Here is a 17229-nt window from a genome sequence, read left to right as displayed (position 1 = left end):
CGCCGGCCCGGAACCCTTTTGATCGATCACGGGCGAAAAAGGGGTAATGAGCGACCTCGACGACGAGTACCGTCTCGACTACTTCGAGGAGGAAGAGTTCCAGCGGACGGAGTGTTCCTCCTGCGGTGCTCACTTCTGGACGCGGGACCCCGACCGAGAACTGTGTGGCGAGCCGCCGTGTGAGGACTACTCGTTCATCGACAACCCCGGATTCGACCGGGAGTACACCCTCGAGGAGATGCGGGAGGCGTTCCTCTCGTTTTTCGAGGAGCACGGCCACGAACGAATCGACCCGTACCCCGTGGCGGCGAACCGGTGGCGGGACGACGTCCTGTTGACTCAGGCGTCGATATACGACTTCCAGCCGCTGGTCACCTCTGGAACCACGCCGCCGCCGGCGAATCCGCTGTGCATCTCTCAGCCGTGCATCCGGATGCAGGACATCGACAACGTGGGCAAGACGGGCCGGCACACGATGGCATTCGAGATGATGGCCCACCACGCGTTCAACGCCCGGGAGGACATCGAGGATCCCGACGAGTACGCCTACGAGGGGGAGGTGTACTGGAAGGACGAGACCGTCCGGTACTGCGACCAGTTCTTCGAGTCGATGGGTGCGAACCTCGAGGAGATCACCTACATCGAGGACCCCTGGGTCGGCGGGGGGAACGCCGGCCCCGCGATCGAGGTGATCTACCGGGGCGCGGAGCTGGCGACGCTCGTGTTCATGTCGATGGAGCAGGACCCAGACGGGGAGTACGAACTGAAGGACGGCAACCGGTACTCGAAGATGGACACCTACATCGTCGACACCGGCTACGGGCTCGAACGGTGGACCTGGATGAGCCAGGGGACGCCGACGGTGTACGAGGCGATCTACCCCGACGCGATCGCGTTCCTGAAGGACAACGCCGACGTCGAACACACGTCCGAGGAGGAGGAACTCGTCCACCGTGCGGCCAAACTCGCCGGCCGGATGGACATCGACGACGTCGACGACCTCGAGTCAGCCCGCGAAGACGTCGCCGAGAAACTCGACGTCGACGTGGGTCGACTCCGGGAGCTGATGGAACCGCTGGAGGACATCTACGCGATTGCTGACCACTGCCGGACGCTGGCGTACATGTTCGGCGACGAGATCGTCCCCTCGAACGTCGGGACGGGGTATCTCGCGCGGATGGTGCTGCGCCGGACGAAGCGGCTGGTCGACCGGGTCGGCGTCGACGCACCGCTCGACGAGCTGGTCGACATGCAGGCCGAGCGGCTCGGCTACCGGAACCGCGACACGATCCGCGAGATGGTCCGTACCGAAGAGCGGAAGTACCGCCGGACGCTCGAGCGGGGCACCCGGAAGGTCAAGCAACTCGCCGACGAGTACGCCGGCACCGGGGAGCCGATCCCGCTTTCGGAGCTGATCGAGCTGTACGACAGCCACGGCATACAGCCGGAGATGGTCGAGGAGATCGCGGCCGATCGGGGGGCGACAGTCGACGTCCCGGACGACTTCTACTCGCTGGTCGCCAAGCGCCACGACGAAGAGGAGGCGGGCGATCGGGACACCGCGACGGACGACCGGATCGAGGACCTCCCGGAGACCGAACGGCTCTACTACGAAGACCAGGAGCGGACGGAGTTCGAGGCCGTCGTGCTGGACGTGTTCGAGCGCGTCGACGGCGAGTTCGACGTCGTGCTCGACGGGACGATGTTCTACCCCGAAGGCGGGGGGCAACCTGCCGACCACGGGACGCTTTCGACCGCCGACGCCACCGTGGAGATCACGGACGTCCAGATTCACGACGGCGTGATCCTCCACAGGGCGGACGGCGATCCCGGGAAAGGCGAGATCGTCCGCGGACAGATCGACGTCGACCGCCGCCGCCGGCTGATGCGCCACCACACCGCCACTCACATCGTCGGGTTCGCCGCCAGGCAGGTGCTCGGCGAACACGTCCGGCAGGCCGGGGCCCAGAAGGGGATCGACTCCTCCCGTCTCGACGTCCGTCACTACGAGCGGATCTCCCGAGAGGAGAAAACGGAGATCGAACGGGTCGCAAACGAGATCGTGATGGACAACGTCGGGGTGAAAGTCGAGTGGCCCGACCGTCACGAGGCAGAAAAAGAGCACGGCTTCGACCTGTACCAGGGTGGGATCCCGCCGGGACGCAACGTCCGACTGATCCACATCGACGAGGACGTTCAGGCGTGTGGTGGCACCCACGTCGCCCGGACCGGCGAGGTCGGGACGATAAAGCTGCTCAAGACCGAACCCGTACAGGACGGGGTCGAGCGGCTGGTGTTTGCCGCCGGGACGGCCGCGATCGAGGCGACCCAGCGCACCGAGGACGCCCTGCTGGACGCAGCCGAGGTGCTCGACGTCGATCCGATGGACGTCCCCGAGACGGCCGAACGGTTCTTCGAGGAGTGGAAGCAGCGGGGCAAAACTATCGACGAACTCAAAAGCGAACTCGCGGAGCTGCGGGCAAGCGCCGACGCCGAGGAGGTCGACGTGGGCGGGACGCCGGCAGTCATCCAGCGGCTCGACGGCGACCCGGACGAGCTTCGCGCCACCGCGAACGCCCTGGTCGAGGAGGGAAAGATCGCCGTACTCGGCTCGGGCGCCGGCGGATCCGCACAGTTCGTCGTCGGCGTCCCCGAGGGGACCGGGGTGAACGCCGGCGAAGTCGTCTCCGAACTCGCCGGACGCGTCGGCGGTGGCGGCGGCGGACCGCCGGACTTCGCGCAGGGCGGTGGCCCGGAGGTCGACCGGCTCGACGAGGCCCTGGAGTCGGCTCCGGACGTGCTCAAAAACCTGCTCGCGGCCGACTGACCCCACCGTGCCGTACGCCACCTGCGAGGGACGGTCGCTGTACTACGAGGTGGACGGCAATCCGGACGCACCGACCGTCGTGTTCGTCGGAGAGATCGGTTTCGGCGCCTGGCAGTGGGGGTGGCAACACGCCGCGGTTGCCGGCCCGTACGAGAGTCTCGTGTACGACATGAGAGGAATCGGCAGCTCCGAGGCTCCGCCCGGGCCGTACCGGCTCGCGGAACTCGTTGCCGATCTCGAGGCAATTCTCTCCGACGCCGGCGTCAGGAAGGCCCACCTGGTCGGCTGCGGGCTCGGCGGGATGGTCTCGCTGTCGGCGGCAGAGCGCTCTACGCGCGTCGAAAGCGTCGTGGTCCTGGGAACGCCCCCGTCGGGAGAGGAGTTCGATCCGGAGCCGCTGTGGGCGCCGCCGGACGACCGGGAGGCGCTTCGTTCGTCGGTTCTGGCTGCGCTTTCGCCGGGGTTCCCCGAACGTCAGCCCGAGGTCGTCGACTCGATCGTGGAGTGGCGGGCCCGGGAGGACGCAGACAGACGGGTCTGGGAGGCCCAGCGTTCCGCAATCGATGAGTTCGACGCTGCTGATCGGCTCTACGAGCTGACGCAGTCGACCCTCGTGATCCACGGCGAACTCGACGACCAGTGTCCGCCCTCCAGTGGTCGTGCGCTCGCGGAGGGATTGCCACGGGGCGTCTACGAGCCAGTCCCCGAGGCAGGCCACCTCGCACACGTCGAGGCCTCGCGGCTGGTCAACGATCGGCTGGTCGAGTGGCTGGACGATCGACGGACGTGAGGGGGACACACCGCGACTCCGACATCGAGAAACGTACACTCCACCACTCCGGCGTCACGGGATTCGGCAAATCCCCGCCGCGGGCGCAACCTCTTTTTGGGTCGGTCGGCTACGGGCTGTCGATGACCGACACTCGCCTCGCACTGTTGAACGCCGCACACGACGGTGCGAGCACCCGACGCAACTTCCGACGGGAGCTCAACGCCGACCTCGTGGAGTACGACGCCGCCGGCGGGGAGCTTCCCGGCGGCTACCCCGACGGTGCCGTCTTCGACTTCGACGGGGTCGTCGTCACGGGATCGCGGTCGTCGGTGTACTGGGACGAATCCTGGATTCCGCCGCTGTTGGAGTACGTCGCCGACGCTTACGATCGGGGGCTCCCGATCCTCGGGGTCTGTTACGGCCATCAGGTGATCGCGGAGGCGCTGGGCGGTCGGGTCGCCGGGATGGACGGCTTCGAGATCGGCTACAACGAGATCCGGCGCTGCGTCGACGACGATCCGGTCCTCACGGGGATCGGCCGCCGGTTCACGGCGTTTACCACCCACGGTGACGTCGTCGTCGACCCGCCCCCGGGATCGCGCGTGCTCGCTGAGAACGAGTACGGGATCCACGCGTTCCGGAAGGGCCACGCCTGGGGCGTCCAGTTTCACCCCGAGTACGACATCGACACCGCACGGGAAGTGACCGAGGGGAAACGCGACCGACTCGGCGACGAGACGGTCGACGCCGTGCTCGCCGAAATCACGCCCGAAAACCACGCCGCCGCCTGCGAGGTGAAGCAACTGTTCGACAACTTCCATTCGTTCGTCGAACAGTCGCGCCGGGTCACAGCGTGACCGGATCGCCACAACCCCCCGCCGGGTCCGGGAGCTATTAGGGCGGTGGGCGTTTCGCTTCGGGTATGCCAACGGACGCCCAGCGGGCCTGCTTCGAGGCCGGCATCAAGTTCGGAACTCTCTATCACCAGTTCGCCGGCACACCCGTCAGTCCCGACAGCACCCGGTCGCTGGAGACGGCAATGGCGGAGGCGATCGAAAACCAGCCGTACTGCGAGTCGGTCACTGTTCGAATCGACGACGACCGGGTTCGCGAGGCGATCGATCACGAGAACGGCTACACGGAGCTTACGGGTTCGCTCATGGACGTCGAGATGCGAATCGAGTACGACGGAATCGTCGCCGAGACTCGCATGGAGCTTTCCGACGGCTATCCATTGATGAAACTCGAAAGCGTCGATCTCGGGGGATAGCCGCCACGTTTCCGCCCATTTCACTTTCGCTTTCGGGCACGGATTTACATTTGTCGGCGTCGAACCGCCGGCCATGAGCAGTCAGACCACGTTCGGCGACGACGAACTGTTCGGCGAAGCGGCCGACGAGATGCGCGAGGACGTCGAGTCACACCTCGAGACGGCCCGCGCGGAGCTGCCGTCCCCGGAAGACGTCTGGGAGACGGACGCGGACAACGTGCTCGGTGCGCTCAACGGACTGAAGTCGGCGCTCGACGTCGGCGACGCCGCCGAGGAGCTGCGGCAGGCGAAGAAGTGGTACACCATGGGCGAACGCGCCGACGCGTTCGAGGACGCAGACGACCTGGAGGCCGATCTCGAGGAGCTGTCGGCGCTGCTGGAGACGATCGAGGCCGCCCGTGAGGACGTCACCGCGCTCACGAGCACGGTGCCGGAGCTACGGGGTGCACTTCAGGAGGCGGCTGACGAGGACGACGACGCGACCGACGACTGATCGGTCACCGGAACAGCCGGTAGGAGCCCTGGCCGACCACAACCTCGCGGATGTCACCGTCGGGCGTCGAGCTCTCGACGCGGAGGTCGCTGACGCCGATCGTCCCGCCGTGACGGATCACCTCCCCGACGGCCCGGAGGTCGCCGGTCGCCCGCCGGAGGTAGTTCACGTTGAGGTTCACCGTTGCGGCGCTCGAGGAGAGCGGATCCTCGAGACAGGTCTGCTGGGCGATCCCGCCGGCGGTGTCGATCAGGGTCGCCGCGACGCCGCCGTGGACCGTCTCGCCGTCGGAGTTGGTGAGCTTTTCGTCGTACGGGACCGTGAGAACGATCTTTCCCCGTTCGACCGCCGTCACCTCGGTTCCGAGCCAGGAGAGGTAGCCGTGCTCCTTTTCGATTGCGTGCTCGAGGACCGCTGTGGCCTCCTCGGGCAACGGGGGACGCTCGTCGATTTCCTCGTCCATACCGGTCCGTCTCCCTGGGATCCCTTGTAGGTCGCGGAACCGCCGACAACCGGCCGTGGGTTGTTCTTTCGAGACGGAGCGGCGACTCGACAGCAGGGACGTTCAGCAGTCGGCGACGCCGACGGGCCCCTCGAGAGGCGGTTCGTCCTCGGTGTGGATCGGGTCGACCCCCGGTGCGTCGGCGAACATCGGTAGCCGGAGTTCGTAGCTGTACACCAGCGAGAACGCGTCGAAGGGGTTCCGAAGGAACCGGTCTGCGTCCTCCAGGCCGGAAAACTGCACGCCAGCGACCAGGTGAACCAGGTCGTACTGGCCTGTCGAACCCGCGAGTTCGACGCCAAAGGAGCCGGGCTCGCCGAGGTCCGTCAACACCGACAGATGGAGTCGCATCGCGATCCGTGGTCCCTGGGTTCCGATCGAGAACGCTCGCCCCTCACCCGCGAAACAGCCCGAGTCGAGGACTTCAGTGTCAGTGACCGACTCACTCGTTTCGACGGCACTCCCGTCGTCGACGTCGGGGGCTGGTTGGGAGGTGGTTTCTGTGGCCGCTGCGGTTCCGATGGCGACTCCCGCCACCAGAAGCAACGAAGCGACTACGAGTGTGGCTCCGACGAACAGGACCGCGCTCTTTTGACTCGTCAGGAGGCCTGGAACGAGGGCCGGCTCCCGCGTGGATGGGTCGGCCATCATCGGACCAACGACCGGCCTTCAAATAAGTGCTCTCAGTGACCGTTCCCGGCGATCGTCTCGAACAGCCGGGACTGGGCGGCAGCCAGGTGCTCGGCGAACGTCGAGCGGGATATCCCGAGCTTCTCAGCGACGTCACCGGCGCTGGAACGCCGCGGATACTCGAAGTATCCCTCGGCGTACGCCACTTCGAGGACTTCCCGTTGCCGGTCGGTGAGTTCGCCGCGGTCGACGATCACCGGGTCGCTCGTGTCCTCTTTTGCGTCGCGAACGAGGTACTGGACCTCGACGCTGTCGCTGACATCCGACAGTGTGGCCACGACCTCCCGGAGGGCGTCCGCATTCGGGAGGTTGAGCGTGAGCGCGAGCCGCCCGTCCCGAACGTCGACTTTCGCGAGGGGATGTCCTGCGCCCTCGACGAGTTCACACGCACACGGGTCCGCGTCGCGCTCGATGTGGTACGTCTGTTTGTGGCCCTCTGAAAACACCGGAACCGAGTCCTCGTCGTCGAGTTCGATGTCGGTGGAGAACTCCTCGGTGACGGGGTCCCCGTTCGAGTGGGTCCAGTTTACGTTCTCGAGCGTTCCGGAGACGTCCCGCGACAGCGACGCGAGCGGGCAGTTCCCCGGGTCGGAGACGGCCAACTCCGCACGAAGTCCAGTCATACGCACAGTTATGCAAGGGACACTCAAAACGGCGCGGACGATTCTCATATTGTAAAAAAGCCCGCCATACAACGGTGTTTTCGAGGTGTCAGCCGTCGTTCAACAGGCCGTCGACCAGCAACTCTGCGGAGGCCAGGTTCGTCGAAAGTGGCACGTCGTGGACGTCACAGATCCGCAACAGCGCGGAGATGTCGGGCTCGTGTGGCTGCGCCGTGAGTGGGTCCCGGAGGAACACGACGCCGTCACACCGCCCGTCCGCGATGGCGGCACCGATCTGGAGGTCGCCGCCCAGCGGCCCGGAGGCCTTCCGTTCGACCGTCAGGTCGGCTTCCTCCCGCAGCCGTTTCCCCGTCGTTCCCGTGGCGAACAGTTCACAGTCGGACAGCGCGGCGTGGTTTTCGCGCGCGAACTGGATCATCTCGGGTTTTTTCTCGTCGTGTGCAATGAGTGCAAGCCGCATTGTTCGAGGTCTATGCCGGGCTCACAAGCGATTGTCGGTCGACGTCGCGTTCGCCTCGTCGTTGCGTGGGTCGGTCGACCGTCGAACATTTATGTGATTTCACAGCGGGATCGAATACCCTGCGGGTGCTTCACACGGGGGTTTCAGCCCGTGTGGCAAGCGTTTTCACGCACGAGGGCACCGAAGTATTTTTATGTGGGTGTACTGTAATGGGAACTACCAGAAGCCTCCGGCACTGGTGGCATCGCGCGAAAAATGATCGGGAGTTCTTACCCACGGTCGGATGCACGCCACGCAGCCGCTGGTGTGTCCGGAGCGGTGATGGTATCGAGGTCATACTACGCATGGTAACGAAACAGGACGTACTCGACGAGTACGACGTATCGCAGCTACAAGAATCGAACAACGTCGACGTTTCCGAAGAGGAACTGGAAAACGACTCGAAGGGGCAGCTCATCAAGAAGGCTGGCCAGCTTCGGGACCGACGAAACGAGCTCAACCAGATGGCGTCCGAACGGGCGTCGAAACGCGACGATCTCAACGCGAAAACGCGGGAGAAGGTCGACGAGGCTCAGGAGCACCGCGAGAAGCGCGACGAGCTCAACGAACAGGTCCAAGAGCACAAAGAAAAGCGCAACGAGCTCAACGCCGACGCCAACGAGCTGTTCGACGAGGTCGAACAGCGCAAACAGGACCTGGAGCTGTCGGACGGAAAGTCGATCGAGGAGCTCGAAGAGGAGATCGAGCAGCTCGAGTTCCGACAGCAGACGGAGGTGCTCTCGGCGGAGGACGAGCGCGAACTCATCGAGAAGATCGAGGAGAAGCGCGAGAAGCTCGCGGAGAAAAAAGAGAAGCTCGACGAAGGCGGTGACCTGGAAGGGCTCATCGAGGAGGCCGAGGAGGTCCGGTCGGAGGCCTCGAAACACCACCAGAAGGTGACCGAGCTCGCGGACAAGGCCCAGGAACACCACAACAAGATGATCGAGGCCTATCGCGAGGCCGACGACGTCCGCGACGAGGCCGACGCAATGCACGAGCTGTTCGTCGAGGCCCAGGAGGCCGCCGACAAACACCACGAAGACTTCGTTCGCGTCCAAAAGCGGCTCCGCGAACTCGACAAGGAAGAGGAAAAGGAGCGCAAGGACGAGCGCGAAAAGGAGATGGAAGAAGAGAAGAAGGAAGCCGAGGAGATCTACCAGAAGTTCAAGGAAGGCGAGACCCTCGATACCGAGGACCTGATGAAGCTCCAGAAGACGGGACTGCTGTAGGGAGACCGTCGTCGCCGGAGCGCTCGTCGCCGGAGCGCTCGTCGCCGGAGCGCCGTCCGTCCGTCGGACGAGCGCGCTTGCGGTTCCGCCCGGTCGATTCGCCCGTGGGTTTTCGATCGTCCCCAACGTGACTCTTTTAACTGAGCCGCCGGCCACTTGCGAGTATGGTTCGAACGACTCCCAGGACCCGGTCGATCGTCGGCCTCCTCGCGTTCGTGGTGGTCGCCGCCGCCGCAGTCGCGATCGGGTACACTGTCTTCGTCTGGTTCGTGGAATCGCTGGTCGATCTCGGCGGTGTCGTGCTCACGATCGTGCTCGCGTTGATCCTGCTCCGGATCGCGGCGATGGTCGTCCGGTCGACGATCGCCGATTACAACGTCGCGGAGGTGAGCGTCGACGGCCCGATCACCCGCGACGGCGGCAACCCGAACCCTGTCGCCCGGGGGATGGGGACGCCCGCCGACGACATCGTCGAACAGATCGAACTCGCCGACGCCGACGACGCCGTCGACGCGTTGATGCTGGAGCTGAACACTCCCGGAGGCGAGGTCCTGCCCAGCGACGACATCCGCCGGGCGGCGATGGAGTTCGAGGGGCCGACCGTCGCGTACGCTACCGACGTCTGCGCTTCGGGGGGTTACTGGATCGCGTCGGGCTGTGACGAACTGTGGGCCAGGGACGCCAGCCTCGTCGGCTCGATCGGGGTCATAAGCTCTCGGGTGAACGCGGCCGAACTGGCGGAGAAGGTCGGGCTCTCCTACGAGCGGTTCGCCGCCGGGAAGTTCAAGGACGCCGGCACGTTGCTCAAGGAAATGGACGACGACGAGCGGGAGTATCTCCAGGGACTCACCGACGACTTCTACGACAGCTTCGTAGAGCGAGTCGCCGAGGGACGTGATCTTGATCCGGAGTTCGTTCGGGAGACCGAAGCGCGGGTGTATCTGGGCGAGGAGGCCCACGAACTCGGACTCGTCGACGAACTGGGGACCCGCGAGGACGTCCGCGATCACGTCGAGGAACTGATCGACGTCCCGGAGGCGCGCGTCCAGCCGTTCGAACCGCAGCGGTCGCTCCCCGAACGGATCGGCATCGGCGCCCGAAGTGTCGCCTACGCGCTGGGTGCAGGTATCGCCGACCGGATCGTCGGGGAGGAGTCGCCGGAACTCCGACTATAACAGTAGTTGGCAATATGACTCAGGTTTATATACGAATCCGCGGTAATCGAGTTCGGAACGCCAGTTTACGCGTTCCGAGCTAACTAAAGTAAATCACATTGCCAACAACTGATAACGGGGGTTCAGTCTCGGACGAACTCGACGCCCCTCATCTCGAACCGGGCGCCGGTGTCGCCCATATCGCTTTCCGCGATCGAGAGGCTCCATCCGTGCCCCTCGACGATTTCCTCGACGATCGCGAGCCCGAACCCGGTCCCGTCCGACGTCGTCGTGTACCCCGGTTCGGTGACACGATCGCGGACGGGTTCGGGGATCCCGGGACCGTCGTCTTCGAAAAACAGTCCAGTGTCGTCGATCCGCCCTACTCGGACGGTGACCCCGTCGCCACCGTGGTTGATTGCGTTCCGGATCAGGTTCTCGAACAGCTGTTTGAGCGACTCCGGATCCCCGCGGACGGAGCCGTCCACTTCTTGCCGTAAGGTGGCAGCTTCCGTGTCGACCATCTGCCAGCAGCGGTCGATCAGTGCCGGGAGCGCGACGGGTTCGGGATCAGCGGCAGTCCGGCCCTGACGAGCGAGCGCGAGTGTGTCGTCGATCAGGTGTTCCATTCGGTCGAGTGCTCGCTGGACGTGTTCGAGGTGTTCGCTGTCACACTCCTCCATCGCCAGCGCCAGTCGACCTTCGGCCACGTTCAGCGGATTGCGGAGGTCGTGGGACACGATCCCGGAGAACTTCTCGAGGCGCCGCTCCTTGCGCTTTCGTTCGGTGACGTCGCGAGTGCTTACAACGACGTGCGTTGACTCCGGCTCCGGACGGGGTGCGCCGATCGACTCGACCCACACCCAGGCACCGTCTGCGTGTCGCATCCGGAACTCGACGCGCTCGTGGTCGTCTTCCGGCCGTTCTTTGATTTCCTGGAACAGTTCGGCGACCAGGTCCCTGTCCTCGGGGTGGATGTACTCGAAGATGGTCTCGCCGACCAGCGTTTCGTGCTCGTAGCCGAGCAGGTGCGCTACCGACGGGGTCTCGTAGAGCACAGTTCCGTCCTCGTCGAGGACGGAGACGACGTCTAGCGTGTGATTCAGGAGCTCCCGGGCGTCGACCATCGTTTTGATGTCAACGCAGTCCAACTTAGCTCCCCCGGATCGAACAGGTGGGCTCGCTGTCGACCGATCGACCGACAGCTCGTCGGTCCGGCTCCCGAATTCACTCGAGCGTCGTTTCTCCAGTCGGATTGTCCTCGAGCCACTGGGTCAGTTCCTCGCGGTGGTCTCGCCACTCCTTGAGCAGTCGGTCGTACTCCGTCCTGGCGGCATCTGCCCCGCGGTAGGCGGCAATCGACTGCAACCGGTTTTTCAGGGCCATCTGACAGGCACGGGTTTCGTCGTACCAGTCGTGGCCACACTGGATCATCGCGTAATGGATCACCGCCCAGAGTCCGAATCCGACGGGGTTGTCCTCGTTTCGGTCGCCGACGACCGGCAAGGGTTCATCGAACGCCCGAAGATAGGAGAGTGAGAACTCCGACACGAGCGGTTTCAGTCGATAATCCCACTCCCCCCCGACGTCGCCCTTCGCGTCACGCTGCTGTTCGAGGAGACTGTCGTATCCCTCCTCGTCGTATCTCGTGAGTTCCCAGCCGACGAGCCCCTCGAACCCGGTCCACCGACCGGCCTCCGCGTCGACGAGCTCGTCGGGAGACCCTTCGAACACCAGTCGCACGAGACCGCCATCCGGGCCCGAGTCGTATGGAGCGAACTGTCCGTACGCCCAGTACCAGCCGGTCTCCCAGCTCTCGCTCGTCTGGAACCGCGGCCACGCCGGGGCGAGATACTCCCGGAGAAACAGCCGTTCGTCCGCAGGGGACTCGAACCGGAATTCGATCGTTGCACCGGACATCGACCGGGTGATTTGATTGTATATTGATATAACTTCCGGGTGTCTAGAGGAAGTGTTTTCGATAGTACAGTTCCCAACCCCCCAAGCGGTTTACCCCTCGAGTTCCGCCACTGCGTCGGTGAACAGCCCATCGAGGATTTCAGGTGTCGTCGGGTGGTACGCCCGGTCGGGGATTTCGTGGACGTCCAGTTGTAGCTCGATGATCACCTGCATCGTCTTCGCCATCACGTCAGCATCAGGATGCAGCCCCTGGTACCCGAGGACGGTGCCATCCTCGTCCACGACGAGTGTCGCCATTCCCTCGGTGTAGTTCCGGCTCCGGAAGACACCGAGCCCCGCGACGTCCTGACGGACCACGATCGGGTCGTGGCCGGCTTCGCGCGCGGAGTCGGCGGTGTGTCCGAGGCGGGCGTACGGCAGGTCGCCGAGGCCGGTGAAGATGACCTGATGGGTGACGTTCTCGTATGATTCGAGTGGTTCCCCATCGTGGTGACGCAGGACGTTTTCAGCGGCGACCAGCGCCTCCTCCTTGGCGACGTGCAGGATCGGCTCCCGACCGTTGGCGTCGCCGACCACGAACACGCGATCGTCGTCGCGGGCCTGCATCGTGTCGTCGATCCACCCCGGCTCGGGGGTGAGCGCCGTCGCCTCGAGGCCGAGGTTGTCCAGTGCCGGCTTCCGGCCGGTGAAGACGAACAGTTCGTCGGCTTCGAGAGCAGTCTCCTCCCCGTTGTCGATTACAGCCCGAACGCCGCCGCCGGTTTCCTCCAGTTGCTTCGTTTCGGTACCGAGGTGGATGTCAATGTCGAACTGCTCGCTGTACTGCTCGACGAGTTCCGCGCCGAACTCCGGATCCGCGTCAGGAAGGATCTGCGGGAGCTGTTCGACGACGGTCAGGTCCATGCCCGCCGCTTCCGAGAGGTACGGAACGAGCTCCAGGCCGATTACGCCCAATCCGATCACCAGTCCCGACTCGCCGAACTCGGTTGCATCGAGGACGTCGGCACTTGTCCGGAAGGGAATATCCTCGATCCCAGGGACCGGCGGGACGTTTGGTGCCGATCCGGTGGCGACCACGACGTAGTCGGGTTCGAGGACGTCGTCGCCGACGGCCAGCCGTCGTTCATCGAGAAACTTCGCCGTCTCCCGTCGGAGAGTGACGCCGTCCCGTTCGGCCAGTCCCTGGATGTGCGACCGTCGCCGGTTCGCGTACGCCGAGATGTTCTCGTTTTTCTTTCCGATCACCTGTTCGATATTCAGTTCGGGGGCGTCCCCCCGGAGACGATCGTCGGTTCGGGCGGCAAACCGGCGCTCGGTCGCCGAGAGTAGTTCTTTCGAGGGCATACACCCGGCAAGAATGCACAGTCCGCCACCGGGATCCCCGTCGTCGATCAAGGTGAGCCTGACGTTCGGTTCCGAAGCGAGCCTGTCTGCGACGGCAGCCCCGGCGCTCCCATACGCGCCGATGACTGCGACGTGTACTGCCATGACTGCCGGTATGGTGTGTCCCAAGATAATTGTTTTGTATTGGGTATACTGTACACAACCAATTCTCGGTCGAAATGAGAGCCGCGAGTATGATATCTCGAAGTGGAGGTTGAATCATCTTTTCTCACGAGAGTCTCATGGATAGACTGTTGAGGACTGTCTCTTATCCATACCTCAGCGCTTCAAAGCAAACCAACTTCGCTGCGCTTCCGGGCTGCGACTCCCCGGATTCAAATCCGTCCAGAGAACCATTCACGGCGGCGCGGCTCCTCGCTCCGCTCACGGCTTCGCCGTTCGCGTTTTCGAGGCGTTCGCTCCGCTCACGCCTCGCTCCGCTCGTCGCGTTGCGCCGCCGAGAAATGGGTTGGGGCGGATTTGAACCGCCGGCCTCCTCCATGTCAAGGAGGTGTCATAACCAGACTAGACCACCAACCCGGTCTGTCTGCGTTTCTTCGGCGCATCTTCTGGTTACCCGGGTACGTAATTGAAGCTTTCGACTCGGGGCGCAGGAGCCGTCGGCCTCGCGGATCATCACGCTTCGGCCGGGCGATATTCGGATAGCTAAAACGCGCGTTTGTGTCTAAGGTAGTTATATACTGATTCCATCGCTACGTGAAACTGCGACACCCGCTTCGGCCCTCTCAGTCCCCGTTCGACGGGTGTCGTCATCCCCCCTGCCCCCCACGGCGTCACCCACAGACGCTGCCCCTCCACGAGTCCGTCACGCCCGCCCCCCGCTGTCACGGTTGTGGTTTCTGCCTGCGTGACGGACTTGCCTTTTCGACCGAGAGATCCCCCTCGATCGGCCTCAAAGCATCGACAGCGTCACGACGCCGTTCGCCGTTTCGGCGGTCAACTGGCGGCTTCCCTCCCCGAGTGAGCCGGTCGCCGTTCTCGGGACACGGCTCGCGTTCTCCAGCGGGACGCCGTCGGCATCGACGCGCCCGCTCGTCGCCTCCGCCCGTATTTCGGCGTCGAGTCCGGGGCCGAGTCTGACGTCGACGTCTCCGTTCGTCGTCTCGATCCGGCTGTCGCTCCGGATCGCTCTGACGTCGGCGTCGACGTCCCCGTTCGACACCGAGAGGTCGTCGATCCCGGTCGTCCGAGTGGCCGACAGATCACCGTTCTTCGCCTCGATCGTCACGTACCCACGAACGCCGTCGACGTCGACGTCGCCGTTGACGGTTCCCGTCCACAGGTCGCCCCTGGTTCCGTCGACGCTCACGTCGCCGTTTACCGTCCACACTCGCTCGACCGGATAGGTGCGTGGCACCGTGACGAGGAGTTCGACTGTCGGCGGCTCGGCTCCGGGACCGTCGACGTGTTCGGCCCGGACGGCGAACCCGTCGCCGTCGTGTTCGGCGCGAACGCGGCTCCGGTCGAGCGCGTCCCCGTCCGTCGATCGCTTCTCGACTGACAGCTCGATCGTTCCTCTGTCCGCTCCACGCACCGTGACCGGCCCGTCGATGTTCTCGACGGTCACCTGTCCCCCGCCAGGTGGATCGTACTGTTCGGTCCACGCGGTTGTCTGCTCTTCCCCCCACGGTCGCCCGACACAGCCCGATACCGCCAGGCTTCCCCAGGCTGTGGTCGCCGCTAGGAACGGTCGCCGCCCGACGGTCCTGCCGTCGGCAATGTCACCGCACTCTTGACCGTCCATACCGTCGAGGTGTTCCCCTACCACAAAACCGTTGTCGAACACTCTCGCGTTCTCTTCTCGACTCAGCCGTCACACGGCCGCGATTGCGAGTGCCAAAAGTACCGCAAGCGCGACGCCGACGGCCGCAACCAGCTTCGGGTTCTCGAGCGGTTTCCGATAGAACGGCATCGCCGCGTACTCCTCGCTGAACGCCTCCAGGTTCTCCTCGTCGTAGAAGTGTTTCGTTGCGAAGAAGAACGTCCCGGTCACCGAACAGCCCGTACACACCGGCTCGTCGACGAGCCGTTCCGTCCGGACGTGATCGTCGCAGTTGATGCTCCCGCAGTTCTCACAGTAGGTGAGCGCACCGTCCCCGAACGTCCGTTCGTCGTTCGCGTCCCCGCAGTGGACGCAGCGGTCGTACTCGTTTACGAGGACGACGGCGTCGTCGTCGGACGCAAACGTCGCGTGGTCGTAGGCGTACTCTCCGAGTTCTGCGGTCGCTTTCACGTGTGGCACGTACACGGGTTCGACGTCCGTGACGATCACGTCCGAGCGGTTCGGCGTGCACGTCCGTTCGTAGGTGACGTTGTTGTCGCCCGTGTACTGGACGGTCGTCTCGTAGCGATCGCACTGTCGTTCGACTGCCCAGTCTTTGTATTCCGTTTCGGTGAGCCAGAACCGGCCGACTGACTCCACCGGCGGTGCGTCCCCACCCCGGGCACGCTCCTGGAGCTCCTCGATCGGAACGGTACCGGCGAAACCGGCGATCACGAACTGTTCGACTCGATCGGTCAGAATCCCCGGCCCGTCCCGGTCGGCCCGCACGAGAAATCGGTCCCGGTCGTCGATGGCGTGAATGACTCCGACCGACGTCTCGAAGACTGCTGTTACTTCCGTATCGATCACCAGTGTCGGAAACAGCTCCATCCCTGTTTCCGGGCGGATCGTCGAGTCCGGCTCCAGATTCGACACGCGCCCGGCGGACTCCCTGACTCGACGGATCGCCTCGCCTTCCGCCGGCGGCGCGAGCGACTCCTCACACAGCACCTCGATCCGGCCGTTCTTCAGGTCCATCCCGATCTCCTCGCCGATCTCCCGCAGCTTTCGACCACCGAGCAGGTCGATGTCGACGTCGCCGGGCGCGTCGGACACGCGCTGGGCGTACTCCTGGGCCGGGCCGGTGAACCGTCCGGTCGTCGCCACCATCCCCCGTTTCGGCCCGTCGAAGTCGTACGTCTTCACCGCCGAATGGAGCTTCTGGACGACGGGGCGCCCGACGGTGTCGGTGTGCTTGCACTCGACGACGACGCCGGTCGGCGGACCGGCCTCGGACCGATCGATCATCGTGACGTCCCGGCCTTCGTCGGCCGTCCGCACCGCCTGCCGGACGTCGTCGTACCCCTGATGTCGGAAGACGTCGACCATCAGTTCCTCGAACTCGAACCCCGATAGCTCGTCGAGCAGCGTCATCGTCGCCGACGGCCTCGGGTGGTCCTCGCCCTAAATCCACTCGTTCGCGTCACGGCGGAGTCGTTCGATCCCCGGAGTATAAAACGTGGTGTCGCCACCCGAACGCGTTCGTCTCCACGGCAAGTTTCCGGTTCCGATGAACAACGCTTTTCGGTCGCAGTACCGAACGGGGAGCCATGGCAGACGATCCAGCCGACGACGCCGACGAGACGCGAGAAGACGTCGAGGAGACAGAGACTGCCGATCCGGCCGGGGCGGACGAGGGCGGAAACGGCGACGGCGACGAGGAGGAGAAGTCGTTCCGCGAACGGGTCGAGGAGATCCGCGAGCGCCGGCAACAGGAACGCGAAGAGGGCGGTGACCCCGAACGCCCGTCCCCCGAGGAGATGATGGGTGGGGGTCCCGGCGGCGGTATGGGCGGTGGCAACCCCTTCGCACAGATGATGAGTGGCATGATGGGCGGCGGCCCGGGTGGCGGCATGGGCGGCCCGCCGGGTGCCCCCGGAGAGCGTGGCGAGCGCGGGTCGGAGGGTGCCGGCAACGAGGAGGTCGTCCGTGAGATCCGGCAGCTCCGCGACGAGGTGCGCGACGTCACTCGACAGCTCCAGCGGATCGCGCAGGCGCTGGAAGACGACGACTGAACTGGGTCG

The 17229-nt window shown here is 64.8% G+C and carries 17 protein-coding genes and 1 tRNA gene; 8 read left to right on the top strand and 10 right to left on the bottom strand.

What is annotated here, in order from left to right:
• Positions 1-46: 46 nt before the first annotated feature.
• From alaS to AArcCO_RS12370, 5 genes are all read left to right on the top strand, one after another.
• A complete protein-coding gene (gene alaS, locus AArcCO_RS12390; protein WP_259533821.1) occupies positions 47-2827 on the top strand; it encodes an alanine--tRNA ligase in 2781 nt (926 codons plus the stop codon).
• A gap of 7 nt (positions 2828-2834) precedes the next feature.
• The gene (locus AArcCO_RS12385) at positions 2835-3617 is read left to right on the top strand and encodes an alpha/beta fold hydrolase (protein WP_259533820.1); all 783 of its coding nucleotides are present in this window, start codon (positions 2835-2837) and stop codon (positions 3615-3617) included.
• Positions 3618-3739: 122 nt separating this feature from the next.
• Positions 3740-4456, top strand: a complete 717-nt coding sequence (locus AArcCO_RS12380; protein ID WP_259536436.1) for a type 1 glutamine amidotransferase — start codon at positions 3740-3742, stop codon at positions 4454-4456.
• Between the two features lie 65 nt (positions 4457-4521).
• On the top strand, positions 4522-4869 hold the full coding sequence (locus tag AArcCO_RS12375; RefSeq protein ID WP_259533819.1) for a dihydroneopterin aldolase family protein: 348 nt from the start codon (positions 4522-4524) through the stop codon (positions 4867-4869).
• A 73-nt stretch (positions 4870-4942) separates the two neighbouring features.
• Positions 4943-5362 (top strand): DUF5790 family protein, encoded by a 420-nt coding sequence (locus tag AArcCO_RS12370; protein ID WP_259533818.1) that lies wholly within the window; start codon positions 4943-4945, stop codon positions 5360-5362.
• Positions 5363-5366: 4 nt separating this feature from the next.
• Here the strand turns inward: AArcCO_RS12370 and AArcCO_RS12365 are convergent, their stop codons facing one another.
• The 4 genes from AArcCO_RS12365 to AArcCO_RS12350 all read right to left on the bottom strand — a co-directional run bounded on the left by AArcCO_RS12365 (position 5367) and on the right by AArcCO_RS12350 (position 7637).
• Positions 5367-5825 (bottom strand): PaaI family thioesterase, encoded by a 459-nt coding sequence (locus tag AArcCO_RS12365; RefSeq protein ID WP_259533817.1) that lies wholly within the window; start codon positions 5823-5825, stop codon positions 5367-5369.
• Between the two features lie 102 nt (positions 5826-5927).
• Positions 5928-6512: a DUF7332 family protein gene (locus tag AArcCO_RS12360; protein WP_259533816.1), complete on the bottom strand. Its 585-nt coding sequence runs from the start codon at positions 6510-6512 to the stop codon at positions 5928-5930.
• Between the two features lie 35 nt (positions 6513-6547).
• Positions 6548-7177, bottom strand: coding sequence for a helix-turn-helix domain-containing protein (locus AArcCO_RS12355; RefSeq protein ID WP_259533815.1), 630 nt, complete (start codon positions 7175-7177; stop codon positions 6548-6550).
• A gap of 88 nt (positions 7178-7265) precedes the next feature.
• Entirely contained in the window at positions 7266-7637 is a 372-nt protein-coding gene (locus tag AArcCO_RS12350) for a methylglyoxal synthase (protein ID WP_259533814.1), read from the bottom strand.
• A gap of 344 nt (positions 7638-7981) precedes the next feature.
• On the opposite strand from AArcCO_RS12350, the gene AArcCO_RS12345 reads away from it, so the two are divergent.
• Together AArcCO_RS12345 and sppA are read left to right on the top strand one after the other, a co-directional pair.
• Positions 7982-8905: a coiled-coil protein gene (locus AArcCO_RS12345; protein WP_259533813.1), complete on the top strand. Its 924-nt coding sequence runs from the start codon at positions 7982-7984 to the stop codon at positions 8903-8905.
• Between the two features lie 164 nt (positions 8906-9069).
• Positions 9070-10080 (top strand): signal peptide peptidase SppA, encoded by a 1011-nt coding sequence (gene sppA, locus AArcCO_RS12340; protein WP_259533812.1) that lies wholly within the window; start codon positions 9070-9072, stop codon positions 10078-10080.
• A gap of 122 nt (positions 10081-10202) precedes the next feature.
• Here sppA and AArcCO_RS12335 read toward each other — a convergent pair whose 3' ends face one another.
• From AArcCO_RS12335 to AArcCO_RS12310, 6 genes are all read right to left on the bottom strand, one after another.
• Positions 10203-11186, bottom strand: a complete 984-nt coding sequence (locus AArcCO_RS12335; protein ID WP_259533811.1) for a PAS domain S-box protein — start codon at positions 11184-11186, stop codon at positions 10203-10205.
• A gap of 100 nt (positions 11187-11286) precedes the next feature.
• A complete protein-coding gene (locus AArcCO_RS12330) occupies positions 11287-11979 on the bottom strand; it encodes a hypothetical protein (protein ID WP_259533810.1) in 693 nt (230 codons plus the stop codon).
• Positions 11980-12069: 90 nt separating this feature from the next.
• Positions 12070-13467 carry a dihydrolipoyl dehydrogenase family protein gene (locus tag AArcCO_RS12325; RefSeq protein ID WP_259533809.1) on the bottom strand — a complete coding sequence of 466 codons (1398 nt, stop codon included), beginning with the start codon at positions 13465-13467 and terminating at the stop codon, positions 12070-12072.
• 360 nt (positions 13468-13827) lie between these two features.
• A tRNA-Val gene (locus AArcCO_RS12320) sits at positions 13828-13902 on the bottom strand.
• A gap of 373 nt (positions 13903-14275) precedes the next feature.
• On the bottom strand, positions 14276-15127 hold the full coding sequence (locus AArcCO_RS12315) for a DUF4097 family beta strand repeat-containing protein (RefSeq protein WP_259533808.1): 852 nt from the start codon (positions 15125-15127) through the stop codon (positions 14276-14278).
• Positions 15128-15196: 69 nt separating this feature from the next.
• A complete protein-coding gene (locus AArcCO_RS12310; RefSeq protein WP_259533807.1) occupies positions 15197-16579 on the bottom strand; it encodes a restriction endonuclease in 1383 nt (460 codons plus the stop codon).
• Between the two features lie 176 nt (positions 16580-16755).
• Between AArcCO_RS12310 and AArcCO_RS12305 the strand changes: the two genes are divergently transcribed.
• On the top strand, positions 16756-17220 hold the full coding sequence (locus AArcCO_RS12305) for a hypothetical protein (protein ID WP_259533806.1): 465 nt from the start codon (positions 16756-16758) through the stop codon (positions 17218-17220).
• Positions 17221-17229: the final 9 nt, after the last annotated feature.

The sequence above is a fragment of the Halalkaliarchaeum sp. AArc-CO genome (assembly GCF_024972735.1).
In the GTDB taxonomy this organism is placed as follows: Archaea; Halobacteriota; Halobacteria; order Halobacteriales; family Haloferacaceae; genus Halalkaliarchaeum.
The sequence above is the reverse complement of the archived record's forward strand: the minus strand, read 5'-3'. Positions and strand labels throughout refer to the sequence as shown.

What these genes read in the sequence shown, in the direction of transcription:
- alaS (WP_259533821.1), top strand. Translation starts at nt 47, where the DNA reads ATGAGCGACCTCGACGACGAGTACCGTCTCGACTACTTCGAGGAGGAA.
- AArcCO_RS12380 (WP_259536436.1), top strand. Translation starts at nt 3,740, where the DNA reads ATGACCGACACTCGCCTCGCACTGTTGAACGCCGCACACGACGGTGCG.
- AArcCO_RS12375 (WP_259533819.1), top strand. Translation starts at nt 4,522, where the DNA reads ATGCCAACGGACGCCCAGCGGGCCTGCTTCGAGGCCGGCATCAAGTTC.
- AArcCO_RS12370 (WP_259533818.1), top strand. Translation starts at nt 4,943, where the DNA reads ATGAGCAGTCAGACCACGTTCGGCGACGACGAACTGTTCGGCGAAGCG.
- AArcCO_RS12365 (WP_259533817.1), bottom strand. Translation starts at nt 5,825, where the DNA reads ATGGACGAGGAAATCGACGAGCGTCCCCCGTTGCCCGAGGAGGCCACA.
- AArcCO_RS12360 (WP_259533816.1), bottom strand. Translation starts at nt 6,512, where the DNA reads ATGGCCGACCCATCCACGCGGGAGCCGGCCCTCGTTCCAGGCCTCCTG.
- AArcCO_RS12355 (WP_259533815.1), bottom strand. Translation starts at nt 7,177, where the DNA reads ATGACTGGACTTCGTGCGGAGTTGGCCGTCTCCGACCCGGGGAACTGC.
- AArcCO_RS12350 (WP_259533814.1), bottom strand. Translation starts at nt 7,637, where the DNA reads ATGCGGCTTGCACTCATTGCACACGACGAGAAAAAACCCGAGATGATC.
- AArcCO_RS12345 (WP_259533813.1), top strand. Translation starts at nt 7,982, where the DNA reads ATGGTAACGAAACAGGACGTACTCGACGAGTACGACGTATCGCAGCTA.
- sppA (WP_259533812.1), top strand. Translation starts at nt 9,070, where the DNA reads ATGGTTCGAACGACTCCCAGGACCCGGTCGATCGTCGGCCTCCTCGCG.
- AArcCO_RS12335 (WP_259533811.1), bottom strand. Translation starts at nt 11,186, where the DNA reads ATGGTCGACGCCCGGGAGCTCCTGAATCACACGCTAGACGTCGTCTCC.
- AArcCO_RS12330 (WP_259533810.1), bottom strand. Translation starts at nt 11,979, where the DNA reads ATGTCCGGTGCAACGATCGAATTCCGGTTCGAGTCCCCTGCGGACGAA.
- AArcCO_RS12325 (WP_259533809.1), bottom strand. Translation starts at nt 13,467, where the DNA reads ATGGCAGTACACGTCGCAGTCATCGGCGCGTATGGGAGCGCCGGGGCT.
- AArcCO_RS12315 (WP_259533808.1), bottom strand. Translation starts at nt 15,127, where the DNA reads ATGGACGGTCAAGAGTGCGGTGACATTGCCGACGGCAGGACCGTCGGG.
- AArcCO_RS12310 (WP_259533807.1), bottom strand. Translation starts at nt 16,579, where the DNA reads ATGACGCTGCTCGACGAGCTATCGGGGTTCGAGTTCGAGGAACTGATG.
- AArcCO_RS12305 (WP_259533806.1), top strand. Translation starts at nt 16,756, where the DNA reads ATGGCAGACGATCCAGCCGACGACGCCGACGAGACGCGAGAAGACGTC.